The sequence below is a fragment of the Mesomycoplasma ovipneumoniae genome (assembly GCF_038095975.1).
In the GTDB taxonomy this organism is placed as follows: Bacteria; Bacillota_I; Bacilli_A; order Mycoplasmatales; family Metamycoplasmataceae; genus Mesomycoplasma; species Mesomycoplasma ovipneumoniae_C.
Genome location: NZ_CP146003.1, coordinates 452031 through 473696 on the forward strand (window position 1 = coordinate 452031; position 21666 = coordinate 473696).

The 21666-nt window shown below is 30.2% G+C and carries 16 protein-coding genes; 7 read left to right on the forward strand and 9 right to left on the reverse strand.

Annotated features, from left to right (window positions below):
* Positions 1-14 precede the first annotated feature (14 nt).
* Both V3255_RS01650 and V3255_RS01655 read right to left on the reverse strand, forming a co-directional pair.
* Positions 15-1904, reverse strand: a complete 1890-nt coding sequence (locus V3255_RS01650) for an Mhp366/Mhp367 family surface (lipo)protein (RefSeq protein WP_337902934.1) — start codon at positions 1902-1904, stop codon at positions 15-17.
* 154 nt (positions 1905-2058) lie between these two features.
* Positions 2059-2487, reverse strand: a complete 429-nt coding sequence (locus V3255_RS01655) for a DUF3899 domain-containing protein (protein ID WP_044285954.1) — start codon at positions 2485-2487, stop codon at positions 2059-2061.
* 298 nt (positions 2488-2785) lie between these two features.
* Between V3255_RS01655 and V3255_RS01660 the strand changes: the two genes are divergently transcribed.
* A complete protein-coding gene (locus V3255_RS01660) occupies positions 2786-3658 on the forward strand; it encodes an MAGa3780 family membrane protein (protein WP_333503887.1) in 873 nt (290 codons plus the stop codon).
* Positions 3659-3675: 17 nt separating this feature from the next.
* On the forward strand, positions 3676-4791 hold the full coding sequence (gene mnmA, locus V3255_RS01665) for a tRNA 2-thiouridine(34) synthase MnmA (protein ID WP_333503886.1): 1116 nt from the start codon (positions 3676-3678) through the stop codon (positions 4789-4791).
* A gap of 613 nt (positions 4792-5404) precedes the next feature.
* On the opposite strand, the gene V3255_RS01670 is transcribed toward mnmA, so the two are convergent.
* The 7 genes from V3255_RS01670 to V3255_RS01700 form a co-directional block, all read right to left on the reverse strand.
* Positions 5405-6631, reverse strand: coding sequence for a YbhB/YbcL family Raf kinase inhibitor-like protein (locus tag V3255_RS01670; protein ID WP_333503885.1), 1227 nt, complete (start codon positions 6629-6631; stop codon positions 5405-5407).
* Between the two features lie 5 nt (positions 6632-6636).
* On the reverse strand, positions 6637-8205 hold the full coding sequence (locus tag V3255_RS01675) for a hypothetical protein (protein WP_333503884.1): 1569 nt from the start codon (positions 8203-8205) through the stop codon (positions 6637-6639).
* A gap of 97 nt (positions 8206-8302) precedes the next feature.
* Positions 8303-8833 carry an MPN499 family protein gene (locus V3255_RS01680; protein ID WP_157356264.1) on the reverse strand — a complete coding sequence of 177 codons (531 nt, stop codon included), beginning with the start codon at positions 8831-8833 and terminating at the stop codon, positions 8303-8305.
* Positions 8826-9704 (reverse strand): HAD family hydrolase, encoded by an 879-nt coding sequence (locus V3255_RS01685; protein WP_337898758.1) that lies wholly within the window; start codon positions 9702-9704, stop codon positions 8826-8828. The genes V3255_RS01680 and V3255_RS01685 overlap by 8 nt, the downstream gene beginning before the upstream one ends.
* The gene (locus tag V3255_RS01690; protein WP_303466089.1) at positions 9688-10410 is read right to left on the reverse strand and encodes an L-ribulose-5-phosphate 4-epimerase; all 723 of its coding nucleotides are present in this window, start codon (positions 10408-10410) and stop codon (positions 9688-9690) included. The genes V3255_RS01685 and V3255_RS01690 overlap by 17 nt, the downstream gene beginning before the upstream one ends.
* The gene (locus V3255_RS01695) at positions 10394-11290 is read right to left on the reverse strand and encodes an L-ribulose-5-phosphate 3-epimerase (RefSeq protein ID WP_333503882.1); all 897 of its coding nucleotides are present in this window, start codon (positions 11288-11290) and stop codon (positions 10394-10396) included. Before V3255_RS01695 ends, V3255_RS01690 begins: the two co-directional genes overlap by 17 nt.
* The gene (locus V3255_RS01700) at positions 11265-11933 is read right to left on the reverse strand and encodes a 3-keto-L-gulonate-6-phosphate decarboxylase UlaD (RefSeq protein ID WP_303466093.1); all 669 of its coding nucleotides are present in this window, start codon (positions 11931-11933) and stop codon (positions 11265-11267) included. The genes V3255_RS01695 and V3255_RS01700 overlap by 26 nt, the downstream gene beginning before the upstream one ends.
* 1242 nt (positions 11934-13175) lie before the next feature.
* Between V3255_RS01700 and V3255_RS01705 the strand changes: the two genes are divergently transcribed.
* The 5 genes from V3255_RS01705 to V3255_RS01725 are packed head-to-tail and all read left to right on the forward strand — an operon-like array spanning position 13176 to position 21548.
* Positions 13176-15986, forward strand: a complete 2811-nt coding sequence (locus V3255_RS01705) for an OppA family ABC transporter substrate-binding lipoprotein (RefSeq protein WP_333503881.1) — start codon at positions 13176-13178, stop codon at positions 15984-15986.
* A gap of 1 nt (position 15987) precedes the next feature.
* Positions 15988-17034 (forward strand): ABC transporter permease, encoded by a 1047-nt coding sequence (locus tag V3255_RS01710; protein WP_337902933.1) that lies wholly within the window; start codon positions 15988-15990, stop codon positions 17032-17034.
* Entirely contained in the window at positions 17021-18178 is a 1158-nt protein-coding gene (locus tag V3255_RS01715; RefSeq protein ID WP_157356143.1) for an ABC transporter permease, read from the forward strand. Before V3255_RS01710 ends, V3255_RS01715 begins: the two co-directional genes overlap by 14 nt.
* Complete coding sequence (locus V3255_RS01720; RefSeq protein ID WP_337902932.1) at positions 18178-19218, forward strand: ABC transporter ATP-binding protein; 1041 nt, start codon at positions 18178-18180, stop codon at positions 19216-19218. The genes V3255_RS01715 and V3255_RS01720 overlap by 1 nt, the downstream gene beginning before the upstream one ends.
* Positions 19218-21548, forward strand: a complete 2331-nt coding sequence (locus tag V3255_RS01725; RefSeq protein ID WP_337902931.1) for an ATP-binding cassette domain-containing protein — start codon at positions 19218-19220, stop codon at positions 21546-21548. The genes V3255_RS01720 and V3255_RS01725 overlap by 1 nt, the downstream gene beginning before the upstream one ends.
* Positions 21549-21666: the final 118 nt, after the last annotated feature.

Consider the following 21666-nt stretch of genomic DNA (forward strand, 5'->3'; position numbering starts at 1 on the left):
AGCACTCAAGCTTCCTATTTTTCAAAATTTTGTTTTTTATCATAATAAAATTTTTTAATTTCTGAGACTAAATCGATTTTATCATTTCGAAGTAAAATTCCTGTAGTCAAATGTGATGTTAAATTATTTTGATCGTAGTAAAGTTTTTTTTGATCTTTTGCGAGAATAATTAACTGATTTAAGAAAATTAATTCGCCATTTGTGTTATAAACTCCAGAACCAGAAGCGCCAGGTCCGTTTGTTACAAAAAAACTAGGGGCGCCGTTTTTAATATAAACACCTTTAAACATGTTTTTTGAAAATGCAGACCCAAGTCAAAAGCCGCCAATTTTAGTTGTATAGTCAATTTCGCCGTTTTTTCATGATTTTTCACTAATTTTTAACGGTGGAAACTGTTGAACATGATCTCAGAAATTAGAAAATTTTTGAAATTGTTTGGTAAATCTATTGATATCATCTTCAACAGTTTTACCATTTGGATAACGGAAAGAAGATAAAAGTCATCTTTTGTGTTGTTGGTAAAAATCAAATATACCTTGAATATCTTCTCTAAATTTAGCATGGTTGAAGTAAAATATGCCTATATCCTTGCCAAAATTTTTAAAATTTTTTTCTTCTCGGAAATATCTTTTGTGCAAATTAGTGCTAAATTGACTTAATTCTCATCGGTTAGGTGACTTGATATAGATTGAATTATTGCCTGGAAATCTATTTTTCCTTTTCTTTAATTGCTCAATTTGTCTGTCATAGTCAGTTTTTATTCAAAATAAACTTAACATTCCAGAACTAGCTAATGAATCAACGGTATTAACATTATAATTATCATAGAAACGCATGAAAGGATAAGCCATTAATTCTCAAAAAGGTCTTTTATTAACATATAAAACATGCCTATTTGTTAAAAAAACACTTTCGCCTTCATGAGAATCAAGCAATATGGCGGTTCCGGTTGAAAATCTTACATTTCTCTGAAAAATATCTTTGTATCTTTGATCTGAATAGTCAAGTGATCTAAAACCAAAATAATCTGGTTTAAAATTATTTTTTCGAAAACGAGGATTAAAGTAACCAAAAAAGGTTTTCCTTGCATCTTCGTTTTTAGAAAGACTGCCTGTATTTATTTTGTCAAGTCAATAAATATTCAAGTTTTCATTTTTTTCGCCTAAATAATGATCATCATTTTCTTGTTTTATCACATTTGATTTTAGGGCAAAAGCTTCGTATGAATAAGCATTACCTCGAGCTTTATTAGTTACATCAAATCCGATTTTTTGGGCGGGTTTATTGTCATAATTGCTTAGTTTTGAAAATTCTAACTTTTCATTTATTATCGGTGTTTTTTCAACAGGTAAATCTTTAACAACTTGACTTATTTCTGAATTTACCAGCGGAATTTCTTCGGGATTTTGCTCAGGTTTTTGTTCAAGTATTTGCTCAAGTTTTGGATCAAGCTCAACTTTTGGCTCCGGTTTTGGTTTATTTGATTTGACTAAAGATTCTAATGATGAAAAATTTAAATTGTCAATTTGACTTTTATCTAAAGACGGATTTTGAATTGTTGATATTGATGAATTTGCTAAATTATGATTATTTTTAGAAGTGGAATTTTCAGTGATACGATTATTATTTTCACGGGTTAGTGATAAATCGTTATTTGAATCATTTATTGTTTTGATATTTCCAATTGGATTCAAATTTTGAGTAATTTGTGCCAAATCATTTTTTGGAGTTTGTAATTCTGGTAAAATTTGATTTTTTGGCTGATTTTCTTCAGTAATTACTGGATTTTTAGCACTTTCATCCTTATTTTTTCTATCTTGGAAAGGTATAAAATTAGTGCATGAAATTACAAAAAAATTAACCAAAAGCAAAGGTGCTAAAGATTTGAAAAATTTAAATTTCATAACTAAACCGCCCTTCTCCTTATTCTAATAATCAATTTATAATATATAAATTATAGCAAAAAATATGACAAAAAAATAAATATTATTATATTTGTCGCTAAAGGTAAGATTATTCGATATTTAGTTAAAAATTATTAAAAAAGATTTAAAATTTTTAAGAGTTAATAATTAAAAACGGTAAAGTGATAATTAAAAGCACAAAACCAACAACAAATCCTAGAAAAATTGGAAGAATAGATAGCTCTTTTTGTTTTTGTTTGACAAAATTATAATCAATTTTTGGACTAACAGGTTTAAATCCTCGTTTTTCTAACATCCTATTTTGCGATTGAATCCTCCATTTATGATAGGAAATTGAAAAACTACTAAATAAACCGAGTCTTAATACCGTTGCAAGAACTGAAATTGAAATTGATAAAAGTCCTAAAATTGAAACTACATCATATCAAACTTTTTCTTGAACAAAACCCATCACAAAACCAATAATAGCTAAAAATAATGCTCAAAGAATCAAAGCTAAAATTGAACGTTTCTGGATTTTCCGTCTGAAAATAGCGCTGTAAAAAAACGAAAAAATAAACATGATAATAAACCGTCGAATTCAAGTAAAATAATTTTAAATATATTATATACTAAAAATTGATTTTTTTATTTTTAAACGGTTAATAGTCAAATTATTTTTTTTGCCATTTTTGCAAAATGGCTGTATCATTTTACTTTTAGTACTCAGTCTTTTAGAAAAAACTGAATAAAATTATATATTTTACACATTTATAGCGTAGACAATAACAAATTTTAAAATTTGGTAATATACTAAAAAAATATAAAAACTTTTAATCATTTTTTACTAATTATAATATAATTTTATATATTATTTAGTCATGATAGAAAATAACGATACTTACCTAGCAACAAAATTTGATCATTTTTCCAATTGAAAAAAAGAACGCAAGATTTCATTAATTTTTTCTTTACTTATTATTTCAATTACAATTTCGCTAATCGGGTATTCAATGATTCAAAACCGTAGCGAATTTGTCGTTGACAAATATTATTTTATAAGTTTTACTAATTATTTTCAAAATTTTAGTGCCTTTTTTTACTTAACTTACCAGTCAAACTTAATTTACGGAATTACATTATTTACTTTTGTCCTTAACGCAACTCAACGAAAATTTCAAATTTTATTTGTTTTTACAGTAATTTTAACAATTGTTTTAATTGTTTTTTGAACTGTATTGGCTTGAAATTTAAATATGACTTGGTCAGTTTTGGCAACAACATCAACTGTTCATTTTTTTCATCCAGTTTTTGCAATATTTGTACTTTTTTGGTATCGAAAACAATTTTCAGTAAGTAAATTAGGTTTAGGTTTTGGGGTTATTTATTCAGTTTGTTATTATATTTTTTGTGTGCTTCTGTATTTTTTCACACTTAGACAATGAGTTGTGCCTGAAATTAAAAAAGTCGGAGCTCAAGAGATAAAAAATATGGTATTTTTTTACACAGGTTTAACTATTTATCCATTTATAAATTTTTTACATCCATTTTTTTATTCAGGAAACAGCCACTCAGTAGTAATTTTGTTAAACTTGTTAATGGCGCTTTCAGTTGTTTTTCTTCCATATATGATTTCGCTTTTTTATATAAATATTTTCGGAATTAAAGCAACAAATTGGCGTTTAACTCGAGAAATAAAATCGATTTCTAAACGTTTAAAAGCATTTTTCTGAGCACCAAAACCAAAAGAATAGGAGTAATTTGTTAAAAAGTGGCTAAAATTGTTGTTGGTCTTTCAGGCGGTGTTGATTCTGCAGTCAGTGCATACCTTCTAAAAAAACAAGGGCATGAAGTTATTTGTGTCTTTATGAGAAATTGAGATTCTGATCTTAACAATGATTTCTTAGGTCAGAAAAATTTAGGCGACAATCATATTTGTCCTCAAGAACAAGATTGGCAGGATGCAAAAAAAGTGGCAGAGCAACTAAATTTGCCAATTTTCCGTGTCGATTTTGTAAAACAATATTGAGATGAAGTTTTTAGCGATCTAATTCAAAAATACAAATCCGGTTTAACTCCAAATCCTGACATTTTGTGCAACAAAAACATAAAATTCAAACATTTTCTTGATTATGCAATTAATGTTCATCAAGCCGATTTTATTGCAATGGGTCACTATGCAAAAACAAGAGACGGAAAATTATTTACTCCAAAAGACAAAAATAAGGATCAAACTTATTTTCTAGGGCAACTTTCAAAAGATCAGCTGAAAAAAACAATTTTTCCGCTTGGTGATTATTTAAAAACTGAAGTTAGAGAAATTGCTAAAAATTTAGAGCTAATGAATGCAACAAAAAAAGACTCAACCGGAATTTGCTTCATTGGCGAGAGAAAATTTACTGATTTTCTCCAAAATTATATTCCTGCTCAACCTGGGCCAATTGTCGATATTAGCACAAATGAAATTATCGGAAAACATATTGGAATTATGTATTTTACAATCGGACAGCGAAAAGGTTTTGGCCTAAGTGGAATGAATGAACCTTATTTTGTTGTTGGTCACAATCTTAAAGAAAAAATTTTGTACGCTGCTCCTTCAAGCCAAAAAATTTGACTTGAATCAAATAAACTTTTAGCAATTAATGCTAATTTTTTGACAGAAAATTTTCCACTTGAAAACTTAAAAGCCAAATTTCGCTACCGTCAAGAATTTATTAATGTTAATATTGAAATAATTGACCAAAATTCTTTTTATGTTTATTATCAAAATTATAGCGCAGTAACACCTGGACAACAAGTTGTGATTTATTCTGAAGATCAAGTCGTTTTAGCTGGCGAAATATCGCTTATTTTCCGAGATGGCAAAAAACTTGATTATTTAAGTTAAAAAAATCCCGATTTTCCCAGTTTTATGAGATAATCCTAAAAAGTGTCGGGTTTTCCGTGATTTTTAACTTTTTTGGCAAAAGTTAATTACCTATTTTAAAACACTGGCAAAAATCAATTTATGGAGAAAACAGCAAAAAACATAAAAAAAATACAACTACTATTTAAACTCAATGCAAAAAGATAACTCGTTTTTATTTGCAGCGAGCCTAAAAAAACATATGAAGTTTTGAAAGAACAATAACCAAAAGCCCTAAATTTATAGATTTCTAAACGGTTAAATTTAAGGCATTCCATCATATTTAAAAATATAATGGATAATCCGCATTTTCTGATTTTTTTATGGCAAAAACATCCTTGATTCCCCCTTAATTCAATATCAAAATTTATTAATTATTCTTAGTGAAAGTTATTATAACATAATTTTATTTTAGACCAAGCATTTTTTTTTTTTTTTTTTTGAAAAATGTTGATTTTAAAATAATAAAGATTAAGATTTTAACATAAAAAAACCCGGATTTACGGGTATTTTTTCATATTTGTATTCACTAAAAAGTAAATTTTGATATCAAACTGACAAACTCAGGAAAAACTTGATTATTTAGACTAAAAAATTAAATTAATTTAAAAAAAGTACGATTATAGCCAATAACCTTGCCTTTTATTGCGCTAAGAACCTCAAATGATGTCAAAGGTTTATTTAAATTTCGCGCAATTTGACTCCAGTCAATTACTTGATTAAGCCCAAAAATTTCAAGTTGGTATTTTCCTTGGCCGTTTGTAAGACCAGGAAGATAAATAACCCCGTATTTTGCCTTAATAAATTCAAATTTTTCGGAAGAATCTAAATTAATTTTTTTAGCAATTGAATCAGCGCAAAACGAACCAAAACTATTATAAACAGGAATTTCGCTATCAAAAAGATCAAAACTATTTTTTCCAGCGCTTAAAATCGTTTTATAATCATCAGTTTTTTTGATAATTCCAACCCGATTTCAGACATTTAGTCCAACTCCAAGCGAAAAATTTTCAGCAAAACTAGTTATAATTACAGCATATTCCTTAATTTTATCAGATTCAGAATAAATTTCAATGTCAAAATTACGGGCGCTAAAAAATGGACTAGTTCCTTGTTTGCCTAAAAATTCAATATCTAAAAGATGATAATCATTTTCTCTGGCAATTAGTGCTGATGAGCTAAAATTTATCGGTAAAAAATCAAGAAAAAAATTTTGTTCTTCTTTGGGCAAAGGTGCATTTAATTCGCTTTTGGAAATCTGTTTTTTTACAAGCAAATTATTTTCAACTTTTCCATGAGAACGGTATAAAAATGAACTAATTCCAAAATCAATAACATGATTTTTAATTAATTCAAGAAAATCATCGTAAAACAAAGGCTTATCTTTTAAATCCTCTGGAATTATATTTTCAACATCAAGGGCAAAAACTTCAAGTCGATAGTTATGATCATTAGCTGGTGGCAGCGGCCCGAAATAAACTCCATCAGGATGAGGTCGATAAAATGAATCAAGCAAATAATTATTGGCATGACGCGTCATAGAATTTTCAAATTGATACATTTTATCTTGTCGCGAAAAAGAATCATCTCATTTTAGCTTGTTTTTTTTAATATTGGCCGCAACTCAGTGAATAAAAACAAAACCTAATTCAGCAGTTGCTTCATAGTCAATTAAAGTAAGAGCATATGATTTTGCACCTTTAACTTTGTCTCATTTTATCGGAAAACTTACCGAATTAGGGTATTTTTTACCTAAATTGCCATTACCAAATTGGGTGTCTAAAACGCCATTTTTAACATCAGGAATATAAATTTTTATCATATTTTTTAGTCTTTATCAATATTTTTTGTATTAATTATTACAATTCGACCTGTTCCAGAAAATTGGGTACGATCTGGATCAGTAAATTGGAAATATTTGTCTGGTTGGTATAATTTTTCTAAATTTTGCTCAAGATTAATAGGTTGGAAAGGTAAAAGATTACCACTTTTAAGAAAACCGCTAATATTTATTCGTCTTTCAACATAAAATATTTTTGGTTTTTTAGGGTCTTGTTTTTTAATTTCATCTTCAAGTTCAAGAAAACTTGCACTATAAAGTCCGCCTCGATGGAAATTATTAGAATTTATAAAAGGATATTTCTGGATTTTGTCAGTGAGTTTATATTTGTCAAAATCGTTAATCATACCAATTTGTTGAGCCCGAGCTTCTTCTCTAGTTTGAGGACCTTGAACTGGCAAAGGCAAATTTTGTTGGAAAGTTATGGCTTTTTGGGCTGAATTTTGTGAAAAAAGGCTTGGTTTTTGATTTATCAGGTTTTTTTGGCTTGTAGATTTAGGTTCGTTTTGATTTTGACTTTGATTTTCAGGTTGATTTTTAATCTCAGGGGTATCAGGATTTTGGTCAATTATTCAATAAATACGATAAATTGCATCTTTTATTGTATTAGTTGACTCATCTACATGAGTTTTTTGATCATTAAGAAAAAAAACACGCGGTTGAACTTTATATTTTCGCCCATCTTTTCCTGTTACTGTATATCTTTCTAATTTCTCAACTAATTCTGCTTTTTTTTGGTATTCTTTATCATTCAAAACTGGAAGGTCCAAATTAGTTCCGAAATTATCTTGGATAATTTTATTAAGTCTATCCAAGATTTTATAATCATAATTTCATCAAAAGGAGTTTGAAATAGGTTGCCTAGTTGCAGCTTCTATCGTGTTAATAATGAAATCAATCGGGCCAGTACCAATTCCAATTTCCTCACCTTCATTTGCTTTGTTTTTATCTTGTTGGCCTGAATTTCCTTGACCTTGCTGGTTTTGGGATTTAGCTTCTTCCTCTTCTTGCATTTTAATAGCTATTTTAGCAAGCTCATTGATTACTTTATAGCGTAAATATTCATCATCTAATTCCAAATTACTTACAGCAATACCTGATCCAAAAAGTTCGGGTAAAAATTCTGGAAGCACCTTTAAATCTGTGGATTTTAGGTATTTTTCTTGCGACTGTTTTCATCGCTTTAAAAATTCAGAAGCTGTTAAATATGAGGTACCTTGATAATATTTTTTAACAATTTCAGGAAAATTAGGAGTTTTAGCAAGTTTTTCAAGTTTCTTTTTAATTATATCATTAGGTTCGTTTTGAATAAAATTTTGGAAAGCTAACCGCCCACTAAATTCGAAAATTACTTTCGCAAAGGCAGTATTTGCAATTTCTTGAGTTTCAATTGATAGCGGTACATTCAAAATTTCGGTTAATAATTTATATTTTTCTGCGGTATCACTATCTGAAAAATTTTTTACATCTGGGCCTTGATTTTCGATGCATGAAACAACAATTAACGGGAAAGACAAAGGTATTAAAGCCAAAGATTTTTTAAATTTTCATTTCATTTTTACACCTACTTCTAAGCCTTAAATAAAAAACTAAAAGAAAAAAGATTATTCTTTTAGTTTTTTCACTTTGTAAAATGATACCATATTTTTCAATTTATGACTCATTTTTTACATAAATTTCTTCAAAGCCATTTCGCCTTCAAAAAAACCCTTTAAAAACATCATTATTTTGTAGCTTTGCGGATCTTTCGCGTTGATAAAGAGCTAAATTTGAATAATATTCTTTTGAAAAAAAGGGGATAATTCCGTTATAAATTAGTTTTAATGATTTTTTATCTAAAACTATTTTGCAATTTGGAACAGGAAAAAAAATAAAAATAGCATCATCAGGTTTTTTTAAAACAGCTTTTATATCAAGACGAAAATCAATTTTACGTAATTTCATCAGAATATTAAAATTATAAAAATTATAATCACCGTTAAAACTAAAGATTAGTTCTTTTTTATAAAAGTCGTTAAATTCGACTAATTCTTCCAAGGTTTTTGCTTTTTTTATAACAAAAGCCGTCATTCTTGGTGAGAAAAGTTTAGTAAAACTAGGAACAAGTCAATATCCATCTGATAAGTGGTTAACTTTTATTTTAATAAATTTTGAAATTTTTTCTCTTAATCGGAAATTAGCCATAATATTTTGAAAAAAAGTTTGCTATTCCTTCGGTGTCATTTGAATCTGTTATATAATCAGCATGTTGTTTTACTTCTTCAGACGCTTGGCCCATTGCGATAGCTAATTTAGTTTGCCCAAACATTGAAATATCATTTTTTGCATCGCCAAAGGATAAAGTCTTATCGAGATTTAGGCCATAATTTTGCTCTAAATAATTTAGCCCTTGACCTTTGTTTGAGCCAGAAATCATAATATCAATTACTGAAGATTGCGACTGAACAAAATAAATTCCATCAACATTTTTAAGTTCGTCCATTGATTTTTCAAAAAGCTCAGGGTTACTATCTCGTTTAATAAGTAAAAATTTTACCACGTCAAGATTAGAAATTTCGCTTTGAGATAAACTTTCATAGTCGTAAAATTCTAAAGGCAATTTTTCAGCTTCAGAAAAACTTTCATTTTCGTTTTTAAGGAAAGAAAATCACGGGCATGTTGTTTGTTTTTGGCTAAAAGCTAGCATATTTTTGGTTGTATAAATCAAGAAAAACACTTGATTTTTGGCTAGGCTCTTAAAAATTTCTAAAACTTGACTTGGACTAAAAGTTTTACTAAAAACAACAGATTCGTTTTTATAGTCATAAATCAATGAACCATTGCAACTTATTATCGGAAAGTCTGGTTTTAGTGCAAAATAATATTTTTTTATAAAATATCAAGGTCTACCAGAGCAAAAAATAATTTTTTTGCCATCTTTTTTTAATTTTTCTATTGTTTCAACAGATTTTGGGCTGATTTGGTGATCAGATTTTAATAAAGTTCCATCGAGATCGAAAACAAAATTTTCGATATTTTTTAATTTTTCTTTGATAGTATTATTGTTTTTGTCCATAATATGCGTTTTTACCATGTTTTCGGTTATAATGTTTTTTTTGTAAAACAATATTAGCCTGACTTTGATCAGGATTTATTTGTTTTGTATAAAAGGCCATTTTTGCTACTTCTTCAAGAGTCATAGCCAGTTTAACAGCGTCTTCTGCAGATTTATTAGACCAACAAAAAGGCCCGTGTTCTTTTACTAAAACGGCCGGAGTTGCAATAAAATCAATATTATTTTTATTAAAATGATCAACTATGACTACACCAGTGTTGTGTTCATATTGACCATTAATTTGTTCGTCAGTTAATGAATTTGTGCAGGGAATTGATCCATAAAAATTATCAGCATGCGTTGTTCCTAAGGCTGGAATTTCTTTGCCAGCTTGGGCTCAAGCCACTGAAAAAGGCGAGTGAGTATGGACAATTGCCTTAATTCGCGGATCTGCTTTATAAAGAAGTGAATGAGTTGGCGTATCACTTGATGGATTTAAATCAGTTTCGAGAACATTATTTTCAAGATCAACAGGAACCATATCTGAATATTTCATTTTTTCATAAGAAATTCCACTAGGTTTAATTACATAATATGAGCGATCTGAACTTATGGCCGAAACATTTCCTCAAGTGTGAAGTGCTAATTTTGAATTATATAATAAAAGATTAGCCTCTAAAACTTGTTTTTGTAGTAAAACTAATTCGTCCCTATCTTTGATTTTCATAAGCAATCCTTAAATTTTCAATGAAGAAATCACGTGCTTTTGCGATAATTTGGCTTTGTTTTGCCAAATTATCAGAAAGTGGTAAATTTTGGTCGAAATTTTCTTCTTTGTGCCACATTTCAATTACAAAAGGCACGGCAATTTGGGCTTTTAAAATGTAGCTAAAAGCAGAAACAAAATCGACATCACCTTGGGAAAACTCAAGATTTTTAAAAATTCCAGGCAGAGTATCTTTGAAATGAAAGGCAACAATTTCTGATTTTCCTAGTTTAATTTCTGCTTCTAAATCATTTGAAAAACGGGATAAATTACCTAAATCCGGGTATAAAAGCACACCTGAGCCAATTTGTTTTTGAAGATAAAGTAGTCTTGAGATTGTTCCAGCAAATTTTGTATCCATTGATTCAAATGCGATTGTGACACTATATTTTTTTGCTAATTTAACAATTTTTTTCATTGTTTTAATGAAAAAAATCTCAGAATCAGGATGAGGCTGTTCATAATAAATATCATAAGCAGCAAGCTGAATAATTCTAATTCCGAGATTTTTTGCTAAAATTAGTGCTTTTTCCATAATTTCAAGCGCTTTTTGGCGAACATTTTCATCTTTTGCGCCAAAAGGAAATTTTCGGTGCAATGATAAACACATAGAATTTATATAAAAATCATTTTCAAATAAAGCATCGCGAATTTCTTTAATTTGATTTTTAGAAAAATCAAGACGAGCAGCAAATTCATCACTTTCATCAACAGACATTTCAATAAAATCAAATCCGGCTTTTTTTGCCACTTTAATTTTGTCGACAAATGTCAAACGTTTATCAATTGCTTTTTCGTAAATTCCTAAAGGAAAATTAATGTCAGTATTTTTTAAATTCATCCTTAAATTCCTTTGCTTTTTCTTCAGGATTTTCAGCATCACGAATTGAACGGCCGGCAATGAAAATGTAAATTGGAATATCTTTAAATAATTTAATATCCTCAACTTCAACTCCGCCAGTGATTGTAACTTTAAATCCTAAATCAGCGAGTTTTTTTACAATATCAATATCTTTTTGGGCTCATTTAACTCCGCTAGCTTGCGAATCGCGAGGACGGTGTCAAACAACTTGGGGAACACCTGCATTTTTTCAGTCTTGAACTTGTTCTCAAGTAAAATTATTTGTCATTTCTACTTGAATTTCAAGGTTTTTCGCCATTTTTTGACTGTAATCATGAGAAAGATTGACTAAATCTTTGATTGTCGGAGTTTCAGCTGCGCAAATTACAGTTGTAAAATCGGCACCTGAGTCAAAAAACATTTTTCCAAAAACGTTTCCAGCATCAGCGATCTTACCATCGGCAACAATTATTTTATCAGGAAAATTTTTTCGAAGTTCGGAAATAGCTTTTTTACCTTCAGCGGCTAGTAAAATTGTTCCAACTTCAATAACATCAATATATTTTTCTGCTTTTTTTGCAGACAATATCGCCTCTTCAATACTTTGATTATCAAGAGCAATTTGTAAAAGTGGTAGTGCCATGTTTCATTCCTTTCCTTATAAATTTATATATAAATTATACATTTTTTTATGATTTTTAGATCATTTTTGGCAAAACAATAGATCGTGATTCAAATTTTTGAAAAATTAGAGCATTTTTTGTTGGTCATTAAAAAAGCTAATTAGTTTTTTTGTTTAAAGTATTTTTTTAAACTAATTCCACGAGTTTGCCAGTTTGATGAGTTAATCTTAAAAAATGCCCTGGTTTAGTTTTGGCTGCTTTTTTAACTTAAAAAGCAAAATATGAAATATTTAAACTACCTTTTTTAGCTAAAACACTCACAAAAATCAACTTATGATAAAATAACAAAAATCAAAGAAAATACAACTACTATTTAAACTCAATGCAAATAGAAAACTCATTTTTACTAACATTGAGCCTAAAAAAATATGTGAAGTTTTGAAAGAGCCATAATTAAAAGCCTTAAATTTATAGATTTCTAAACGGTTAAATTTAAGGCATACCATCATATTTAAAAATATAATGGAAAATTCGCATTTTCTGATTTTTTTATGGCAAAAACATTCTTAATTCCCCCTTAATTCAATATTAAAATTTATTAATTATTCTTAGTGAATCTAATTTTAACTTATTTTTATTTTTAACCAAGCATTTTTTTTTTTTTTTGAAACTGTTAGTTTTAAAATAATAAAAATTAAGATTTTAGGTTAAAAAACACGGATTTACCGATATTTTTGCTTATTTGTATTCACTAAAAAGTGAATTTTTGCATCAAACTGGCAAACTCAGGAAAATAATCGACGGGATTTAAATTTTTGAAATATTAGATCATTTTTTTATTGGTCATTAAAAACGGTTAGTCAGATTTTTGCTAAAGCATTTTCTTTAAGTAATTTTTTACAGCTAGATTTACTAAACAATAAACTTAAAAAATATCATATATATAATTTATATTTATTATATATGTATATAGAATTTATCCTAACAAAAAAAAAAAAAAAAATATTTTTTTTTGTTTGTTTATTTTTAAAAAAAGTGTATAATTTCTAGCAAGGAAAAAATAATGCAATCAAAAAACTCTATTAAAAAAGCATGAGAAAATAAAATTAACATTATTAATAATTTTAATGTTAAGTTTTCCATTTTCTTTGAAATAGTAGTTTTTGACTCAATTTGTTCATAACATTAAGTTATATAGAATAAAAAAAACAAAAACTACTATCGAAAAAGATAGTAGTTTTTGTTTTTAAAAAAGGAGGGAAATGAAAAAACTTTTTATCGGTTCAGTGCTTAGTGTTTTCAGCACGGCAGTTTTTGTCTCATGTTCAATTCAACCTGCTTGAGAAAGGCAAGAATGAATTACGACCGTTAATTCTGAAACTTCAGCTCCTGGTGCTTTTAAAACTTGAACTAACACTTTTACCTCTCCTTCAATTGCTAGTTCGTATTATACGGCTTCTTTTTTAGTCCAAACTGTTTATGAAAATAGCGTTGAAATCAAACAAGATGGAATCAGTGATGAATCAAAAGAAAAACAAGATAAAAGTTTCAATTATTCTATCACAAAGCCAACATATAGTTATGAGTCTTTTGTTAATGCCGCTGCAATTGTAGTACGAAAAAAAGACGGTAGTGAGCTAGTTTTTGACAGTGATGCTCATGAAAAAGGTTATCTTGAGCCTGGTCAGACCACCAATTCGCTTGTTATTAAATTAAAGTCAGACCAAAAAAATTCAATTAATTCTGACTTTTTTGTTCAGGCACTTGATGAGGCTGAATCAATTCATTTTTTCCTAAAAAACGATGTAAAATGAGTAGACTATCAAGGCAATCCGACGCAATATACGCTAAAACCTGAGGATTATTACTACGGATTTAAAGCCCAAAGACTCTCAGATCCAGAATATCGGGCAAGTGTTGGCGGAAGCAAAAAAATTGACGAAGAAGCTCAGAAAAAAATTCCTAATTTTGATCCAAAGTCAACATATTTTACAAATACTGTTATTAACTGGTATTTATTAGATCTTTTTGGACTAGATCTCGCTGATTTGGACGATGAAAACAAATATATTGAACAATACAAAGGCAAAAACGCTAATTTTCAAGGGCAAAAATCGGTAAGTTTTTACAAAGGAGCTTCAAAAGAAAAAGTATTTTTTAACGGATTTTACCAAAAGTCAATACTTGGAGCGATGATTTTCCCGGCGCCTTCTGAATTTATCGACAAACGAAACAGCGAAATTCAAACTATAAAAGACGGTAAACCATCAGGCCGTTTTGGCGAAACTGGTGAGGCACTTAAATATGGAGCCTACTGGTATGGTGAAGATTTTAAAAAAGATCAACTTTTTGTCTCACCATATACCCAACTTAGTCAAGAAACTCATCGTGAGACTTGAAAAATCAATAAATACTACCCACGAACTGGCTGAAAAGAGCAATTACCTTATGTTTTTAACAAAATTACGACTCTTTATTCTAAATATAGCAGTCCTTCGGCTTTTGAAAATGCAAAATTCAATTCCTATCGTGAACAGACACTATTGGCTACCAGTTTTGATCATCTAAATGATTCAATTAAAAATTTGGTCTCAGGTGATCAAGAAAGATACGGTTGAAAACTCAAAAAAGCAGAAGATAAAGATGAATTACACAAATGGTATTATTCTGTGCTTGTCCCAGGTTCGCTAAAACAAGAATTTAGACCGGAAGTTGGTGTGGCTTTTGATGAAAAATACTATGGATTTAATGATAATTTTGCAAAAATAAATTTTGGCGTTTCACTTGCTGACATTGCAAAAGGAAATGCCAAAATTGTTGAAAATCTCATTTCAGGTCCAAGTCTTGAATTTCGGCAAATAATTGCAAATGCCTGAAATTTATACACAACAGCCCAATCAATTTCTAACTCAAGTTTGGCTTGATACAATTTTGTTTCTGCTGACAACAAAATTACCTCAAAGCCAGATTCAAAAACACCCCGCGATTTTTACCAAGAAGCTAACACAATTAAACTCGTTGATCAAACAGGGGAAATATATTATACCAAAACTCCTGAAGATGAGAAGAAAAAAAATTTTGAAAATGTCAATGATGCCGCAAAACAGTTCCAGGCGCCTCAATTTGAAGTGCTAAAAGCACGCATGAAAGCACTACTTGATGATTTTTATGCCAAAAATAACATTCCTGCTGACCAAAAAGTTGAATGAACTAACCACAGTTTTTATGTAAATTCTTCCAACAAGCAAATTGCCGCAATAAATAGCGGCGTAAAAGCGATAATGGATCTTGATCCGCGGCTAAAAATTAAGGTAGTTTGGCCAGTGACAGACAGAACTCGCCGTTTAAATTATTTACTAACACGAACTGGCGGGCTTGATTTTGGTGGTTGGCATTATGATTATGACGGAATTGGGACAGTTTTAGATGGTAAAATTCAGCGAAATGGCGTGGGTTATGCAATGCTCTCAGCTATTTATGCAAAAGGTCCGCAGTCAAAAATTGCAAAATCTTACCCACATATTTATCGTTATGCCCTTGCTGTTAAAGATTTTTTTGACAAATTTGCCCAAAAAGGTTACATAAGAGAATTTAAAGACTGAAAAGACGCACCAAATTCACCAGATTTTGGCGCAACTGATCAGCATTTGGCTCCTGATCTTACTTATTTTTTCACTGGTGAGGTCAAAGAAGGTCCTGATCCAAAAGATGCAACTAAAAAAGTTATGAAATACAAGACTTTTGTTGACCAAATTAATGAAAAAAAGGACGTGAAAGAAAAGGTTTCTTTTGATTTTAGCGCCCAGTCAGCAATTTTTAACCTGTCCTACCAAGAAGAAAATTCTGATGAAGAACTTATTAAATTAAGTGCGGAATTAACGTCACTTTTAGGATTTGGACTTAATGATCTTTTGAATGTAGCATCCTCAACGCCATATGCATTTTTAGAAAATCCAAATATTTCAATTCCATATTCAAACAATACTTATTCAGGTTATGTTCCGCCGGACATGATTACAATTAAGCCACTCAAAGAAAAATTCCAAAACCTTAATAAAAAAGGAACAAATTAAAATGATATTAAAATATTCTCTCAAACGGTTAGGACTTGCGCTTTTAACTTTTGTGGCAATTTATATTTTAGTTTTTGTTTTACTTGCTAATTTTTCGCCTGATCCTTTTGGTGATGTTATTGATAAAGGTGCAAAAGGGACCGACCAGGCCAAAAAAATCGCTGATTTACACGCAAAATATTATTTTGACCAGCCGACTTTGACAAGACTAGCTTATTATACGGCTGATATTTTTCAAGGAAATTTTGGTGCCCGTTTTAAAACTGGCGAGGACGGCAAAATTCCTGAATTATTTTTCATGCCACTGCGCTATACAATTTTAGTGTCTTTGCCTTCATTTTTAATAAGTAGCACTTTGGGACTAGTTCTTGGAACAATTGCTGCTTATCGGCGTGATCGACTTGAAGATGCAGCAATTTCGGGAATTTCAACTTTTTTTGTTGCAATTCCATCGTTTGTCCTAGCTCCTTTTGTTGTTTTAATTGCAATTAAAATTGGACTTCCTTTTGAGTTTAAAGATGCCGAAACCTATGGGAGTCTAACGTCTTTTGCCTCACTTTTGCCGCCAATTTTTGTCTTTACGATCACTTCAATTGCTGGCTATGTTTTTTTAGTTCGCAACCAAGTTATTAGTGTGCTGTCGTCTGAATACATTTTGATTGCAAAGGCAAAAGGGCTTTCAAAACTGGACATTTTTTTCAAATATGTCCTAAAAAACGCAGCAATTCCGCTTGTAAGATCTTTGATTTTTTCTTATATTATTCTCCTTTCAGGTTCAATTGTCCTCGAGCAATTTTTCCGAATTCCGGGTAGTTCGACTATTTTAGTTAGTGCTGCCTTTGATGGTGAGATTAATATTTCAATGTTTTCAATTATTTTCTTTACTTCGCTTTCATTAGTTGTTGATATTATTGGTGATTTAAGTTATGTTTTTATGGATCCGCGAATTTCTTTTGGTCAGGATTCACCAGTAAGTTACTGAACACGAATTAAAAATTGAAAAGCACGTAATTATCGACCTGCGGAGGAAAAAAATGCTCGATCCTAAAGAATTTAACCAAAAATATAATCTCAAAGAAAACCAGATAAAACTCCTAAAATTAGCGAGTTTTTCAGAAAAAAACTACCAAGTAACAGGAAAAATTGTTGAACTCTGAAAAGATACAGTCCAAAAATTTTTTAAATCAAAAATCTCACTTATTTCCACGCTTTTATTTCTTAGTGTGCTAATTATTGCCATTTTTACAATAATTTTTAGCCCCTACAGTGTCAATAAGCCAATTTCAAATGCCGATCCTTCGCTTGTTTATGAACAACTTCCGAGCACTTTAGGGACAATAAAAACAACAATTTCAACCGATATTCTCGAAAAAATCCGGGCAATTGAGGTTGAAAAAAATATCACTTTAATCCAAGGGTCGACCAAAGAATTATTTCCAAACCGTTGAGAAATTAATGTGAATCCTTATCAAGTTATGAGTGCCCTTGAAAATGGCAAAAATTTCATTTCACTAGTTGGAACAGACCAATTTGGCCGTGATATTTGACTTAGAACTTGACAAGGAACTCTGAATGCACTTGGAATTTCAGTACTTATTGCTTTAATTCAATTTTTAATCGGAATTGTGCTAGGAACTTATCTTGGCTATCACATCGGAAGCTGAATTGACAATATTGTTCTTAGAATTATTGACATTTTTGGCGCAATTCCTTGAATTATTATCTTTATTATTTTTATTGCAATTTGAGGACCTTATACAATCACAATTATTGTTCTTTTATCTCTTACAGGCTGGACAATTCCAACTTATCAAGCCCGTTCTTATACTGTTATTGTCAAAGACGAAGAATATATTTATGCAGCAAAAGTAATTGGGGCTTCAAAATTCAGACAAATTTATTCACACATTTTGCCAAATATTCTCGGAAAATTACTCTCAACTTTTATTGCAAGTATTTTTTCATCAATTTCAACAATCGCATCACTTGCTTTCCTTGGATTTTTACAAGAAGGACCAGAGTCATCAGCAAATTTAGGACTAATTATTAACTCTTCAGTTCCTCTGGCTGACAAAAATCCAATTGCGCTGCTTTTACCTTCAATGGTTTTGGTTGCCTTAGCAGTTACAAGTCGATTTATTGCCAACGGAATTCATGATGCACTTGACCCTCGTGTTGGAGGCAGAAAATAATGGAAAAAAAACGTATTTTAGACGTAAAAAATCTTCGTGTTAGTTTCAAAACCGGCAAAAAACAATATCTTGAAGTGATCAGAGGCATTGATCTTAGCGTCTATTCGGGTCAAATTGTTGCCTTTGTTGGCGAGTCAGGTTCAGGAAAGTCTGTCTGTTCAAGATCGCTTTTAGGAATCAATAACTTTGCAAAAACAACTGCCACAAAAATGGAAATTGACGGCCTTGATGTCGCAAATTTCAAAAAAGACTATCAGTGGCGCCAAATTCGTGGTCACAAAATTGGCTATATTCCTCAAGACCCTTTGGTTGCCCTAAATCCAACTCGGACAATTGGCAAACAATTGCTTGATGGTCTTAAAAACGACAAGCGTTTTAAAAATAAACAAGAAAAAATTGACTTTTTAATTAAGCTGCTTGAGTCTTTTGGACTTGAAAATGCCAAAGACCGCTTTTATTCTTATCCGCATACCTTATCTGGCGGAATGAAACAACGGGTAGTAATTGCAATGGTAGTCGCCGCTCAGCCTTCAATTATTATTGCCGATGAGCCAACTACCGCCCTTGATCCAACGGTTCAGTCTTCTGTTTTGGCACTTTTAGATGAAATTCGCCATCAATATAAAGTTTCAATTATTTTTATTTCCCATAATATTTCAATAGTTGCGAAATTTTGTGACTATATTTATGTAATGTATGCTGGCCGCGTTGTTGAAAAAGGAACTCGCCAAGATATTTTTACAAACCCAAAACACCCTTATACCTGAGCGCTAATTTCGGCAATTCCTGAGGGTTCAAAAAAAGAAGAACTCTATACAATTAGTGGATCTCCGCCTGATTTAAGACACCTAACAGCCGGCGACCCTTTTGCACCCCGAAATGATTATGCCTTAGAACTTGATTTTGAAAAAGAGCCACCACTTATTAAAATTTCTGAGAGCCACTATGCCGCCACTTGACTTTTACATCCGTCTGCGCCAAAAGTTGAACTAAATCCTGAATTAAAAATGAGAATAAAATTATTTAAAGAAGTATTATAATGGAAATTGCATTACAGACAAAAAAATTAGAAAAATATTTTATAAACAAATTTGCAACCGTCAAAGCAGTTGATGGAATTAATTTACTGTTAAAAAAAGGACAGATTTTAGGCATTATCGGCGAGTCAGGTTCAGGAAAAACCACAATTGGTCGCTGTCTTGTTCGGCTTTATGAAAACTTTGGTGGTCAAGTTCAACTTTTGGGTCAAATTATTTCCGGGAAAAAACTCTCACGCAAGCAAAACCTGTTTTTGAGAAAAAACATGCAAATGATTTTTCAAGATCCTTTTTCTTCACTTAATAAGCAAAAAAATATTTACTCAATTTTAAAAGAAACACTCGTAATTAACGGCATAATTAAAGCCAAAATGAAAGATATTTTTCTTGATTGAAATGATTTAATTTTTCACTTCAAGCGAACTCTTGAAAAAAAATACCTTGAAATTGAGCTTTTAATGCTCCAAGGCCAAAATCACGAAATGGAGCAATTTTTTGACTACTGACAAGAGCAAATTAAAATAATTGAAGATGAACTTGAGAAATTTAGTCCTGAAAGTGGCAACCAAAATTTAAATAACGAATTTTTTGGCCAATATTTGCTTTACTTTGAACGCAAACAAAAACTTTTGGCAAGTATTTATAATTTAGCTTATGAAAATGTGGCCAAATTACACGATTATTTTTACGAAATTCAAAAAATTTACCGTAAAAAAGATCAAGCAAAAGTTGAGGCTGAATATCGCCAAGCACTAAAAGATGTTGAAGACCTAAGATCACTAATTAAGTCTCAAAAATCATTTTTCAAAAAAACACTCAATGAATCAGGGGTTAATTTAAAAAAAGAGGCTAGTCAAGAACTATTTAAATTCACAAATCAAAACAATTTAGTCTCATCTTATATTGCCGAATTTTTCTATGAGTACAAAATTGCAAATAATAATGCCCTAACTTCAAGGGATTTGGAAAAATATTCTTTTTATAAAAAACAGGCAATAATTAACCGTCAAATTAGTAAATTTTTAGGCCATCACAGTCGAAAAATCTGAGAAAAAAATTTATTTTCCTTTTTGGAAATCAGCCAAATTGAGCAAATTATTGAAATTTTGAATAATTTCAAAAAAAGAATGTTAGAAACTTATAAAAACGTAATTTTTGACAAAACAAATGCCAAAAATCACATGAGCACAAAAGATTTTCGTGCTAAAATTTCTGAGCATCTTTTAAAACTTGAATTAAACAGCTTCCTTGAAAGTGCAAAGAAAAACAAGCAAATTTTTGGCCAAAAAGTCAACTTTAGAACAAAATATCTCCAATTTAAAAATATTTATACTGTTAATAAAGAAAGAGGTAATTCTAGTACTGAAAATATTGAAAAACTTGCAAAATTAGAAGAAATTTTGGCCAAAAAACAAGTCGAATATGATACAATTAAAAACGAATTTATTCAAAACTACAACAACTGACTTAGCGAGCAAATCAAAGAAATAAACTTTCAAAAACAGGCTCAAACTGATTTTTTTAGCAAAATTTCGCTCTTAGAGAAAAAAGTTCTTGCAATTCACCAAAAATTTATTGCAAAAATTAAGTCAACCGCCGAATTCAGCGACCAAATTAGGAACATTGACAACCGTTTTAATGAAAAAATCGCCATAATCAAGACGCTTAATGTTGAAAAAATCAACATTAGGAATGTTTATAAAAACATTCAACTTTTTTATGGAATCAAAAAAGCACCTACATTTTTCTTACTAAAGCACTCAATTAAGAAATTTATTCTGAGCGAACTAATTTATGAAGCACTTGAAAATGTTGGACTTTTGCGTTCATTTGCCTACCGTTATCCGCACGAGTTTTCGGGCGGTCAGCGTCAGAGGATTGCAATTGCTCGGGCTTTAATTGTTGAGCCAAAAGTTATAATTGCTGACGAGCCAATTGCTTCGCTGGACATTTCAATTCAGGCACAAATTATTAACTTGTTAAAAAAATTAGTTAAAGAAAAAAATCTTTCCTTAATTTTTATCGCCCACGATCTTTCTGTTGTTGAATATCTTGCTGATGAAGTTTTAATTATGCATGCTGGCAAAATTGTCGAAAAAGGTAAAACTGACGAAATTTTCCAAAATCCAACTCATCCTTATACAATTAATTTATTAAATTCAATCCCGAAAATTTCAAACGCGCACATTCCGTTTAGTCCAATTTTATTTAATAATGTTTACCTTGAAGAGCAAAAATTCCCTAATGTTATTGAAGAATTAAAACTTACCCAAAACCATTTTGTCTATGGTACAAAAAAACAACTTGATTCTTGAACTTTGAAAAAAAGTTAAAACTAACCAAAAATAAGTGATTTTTAGTCTAAAAATTTAAAATTTAGACTTTGGCAATATTATTTTTGATCCTTTAGACTTAAAAAAGTCCGTGACCGTGGATTTACTAGCGATGCTT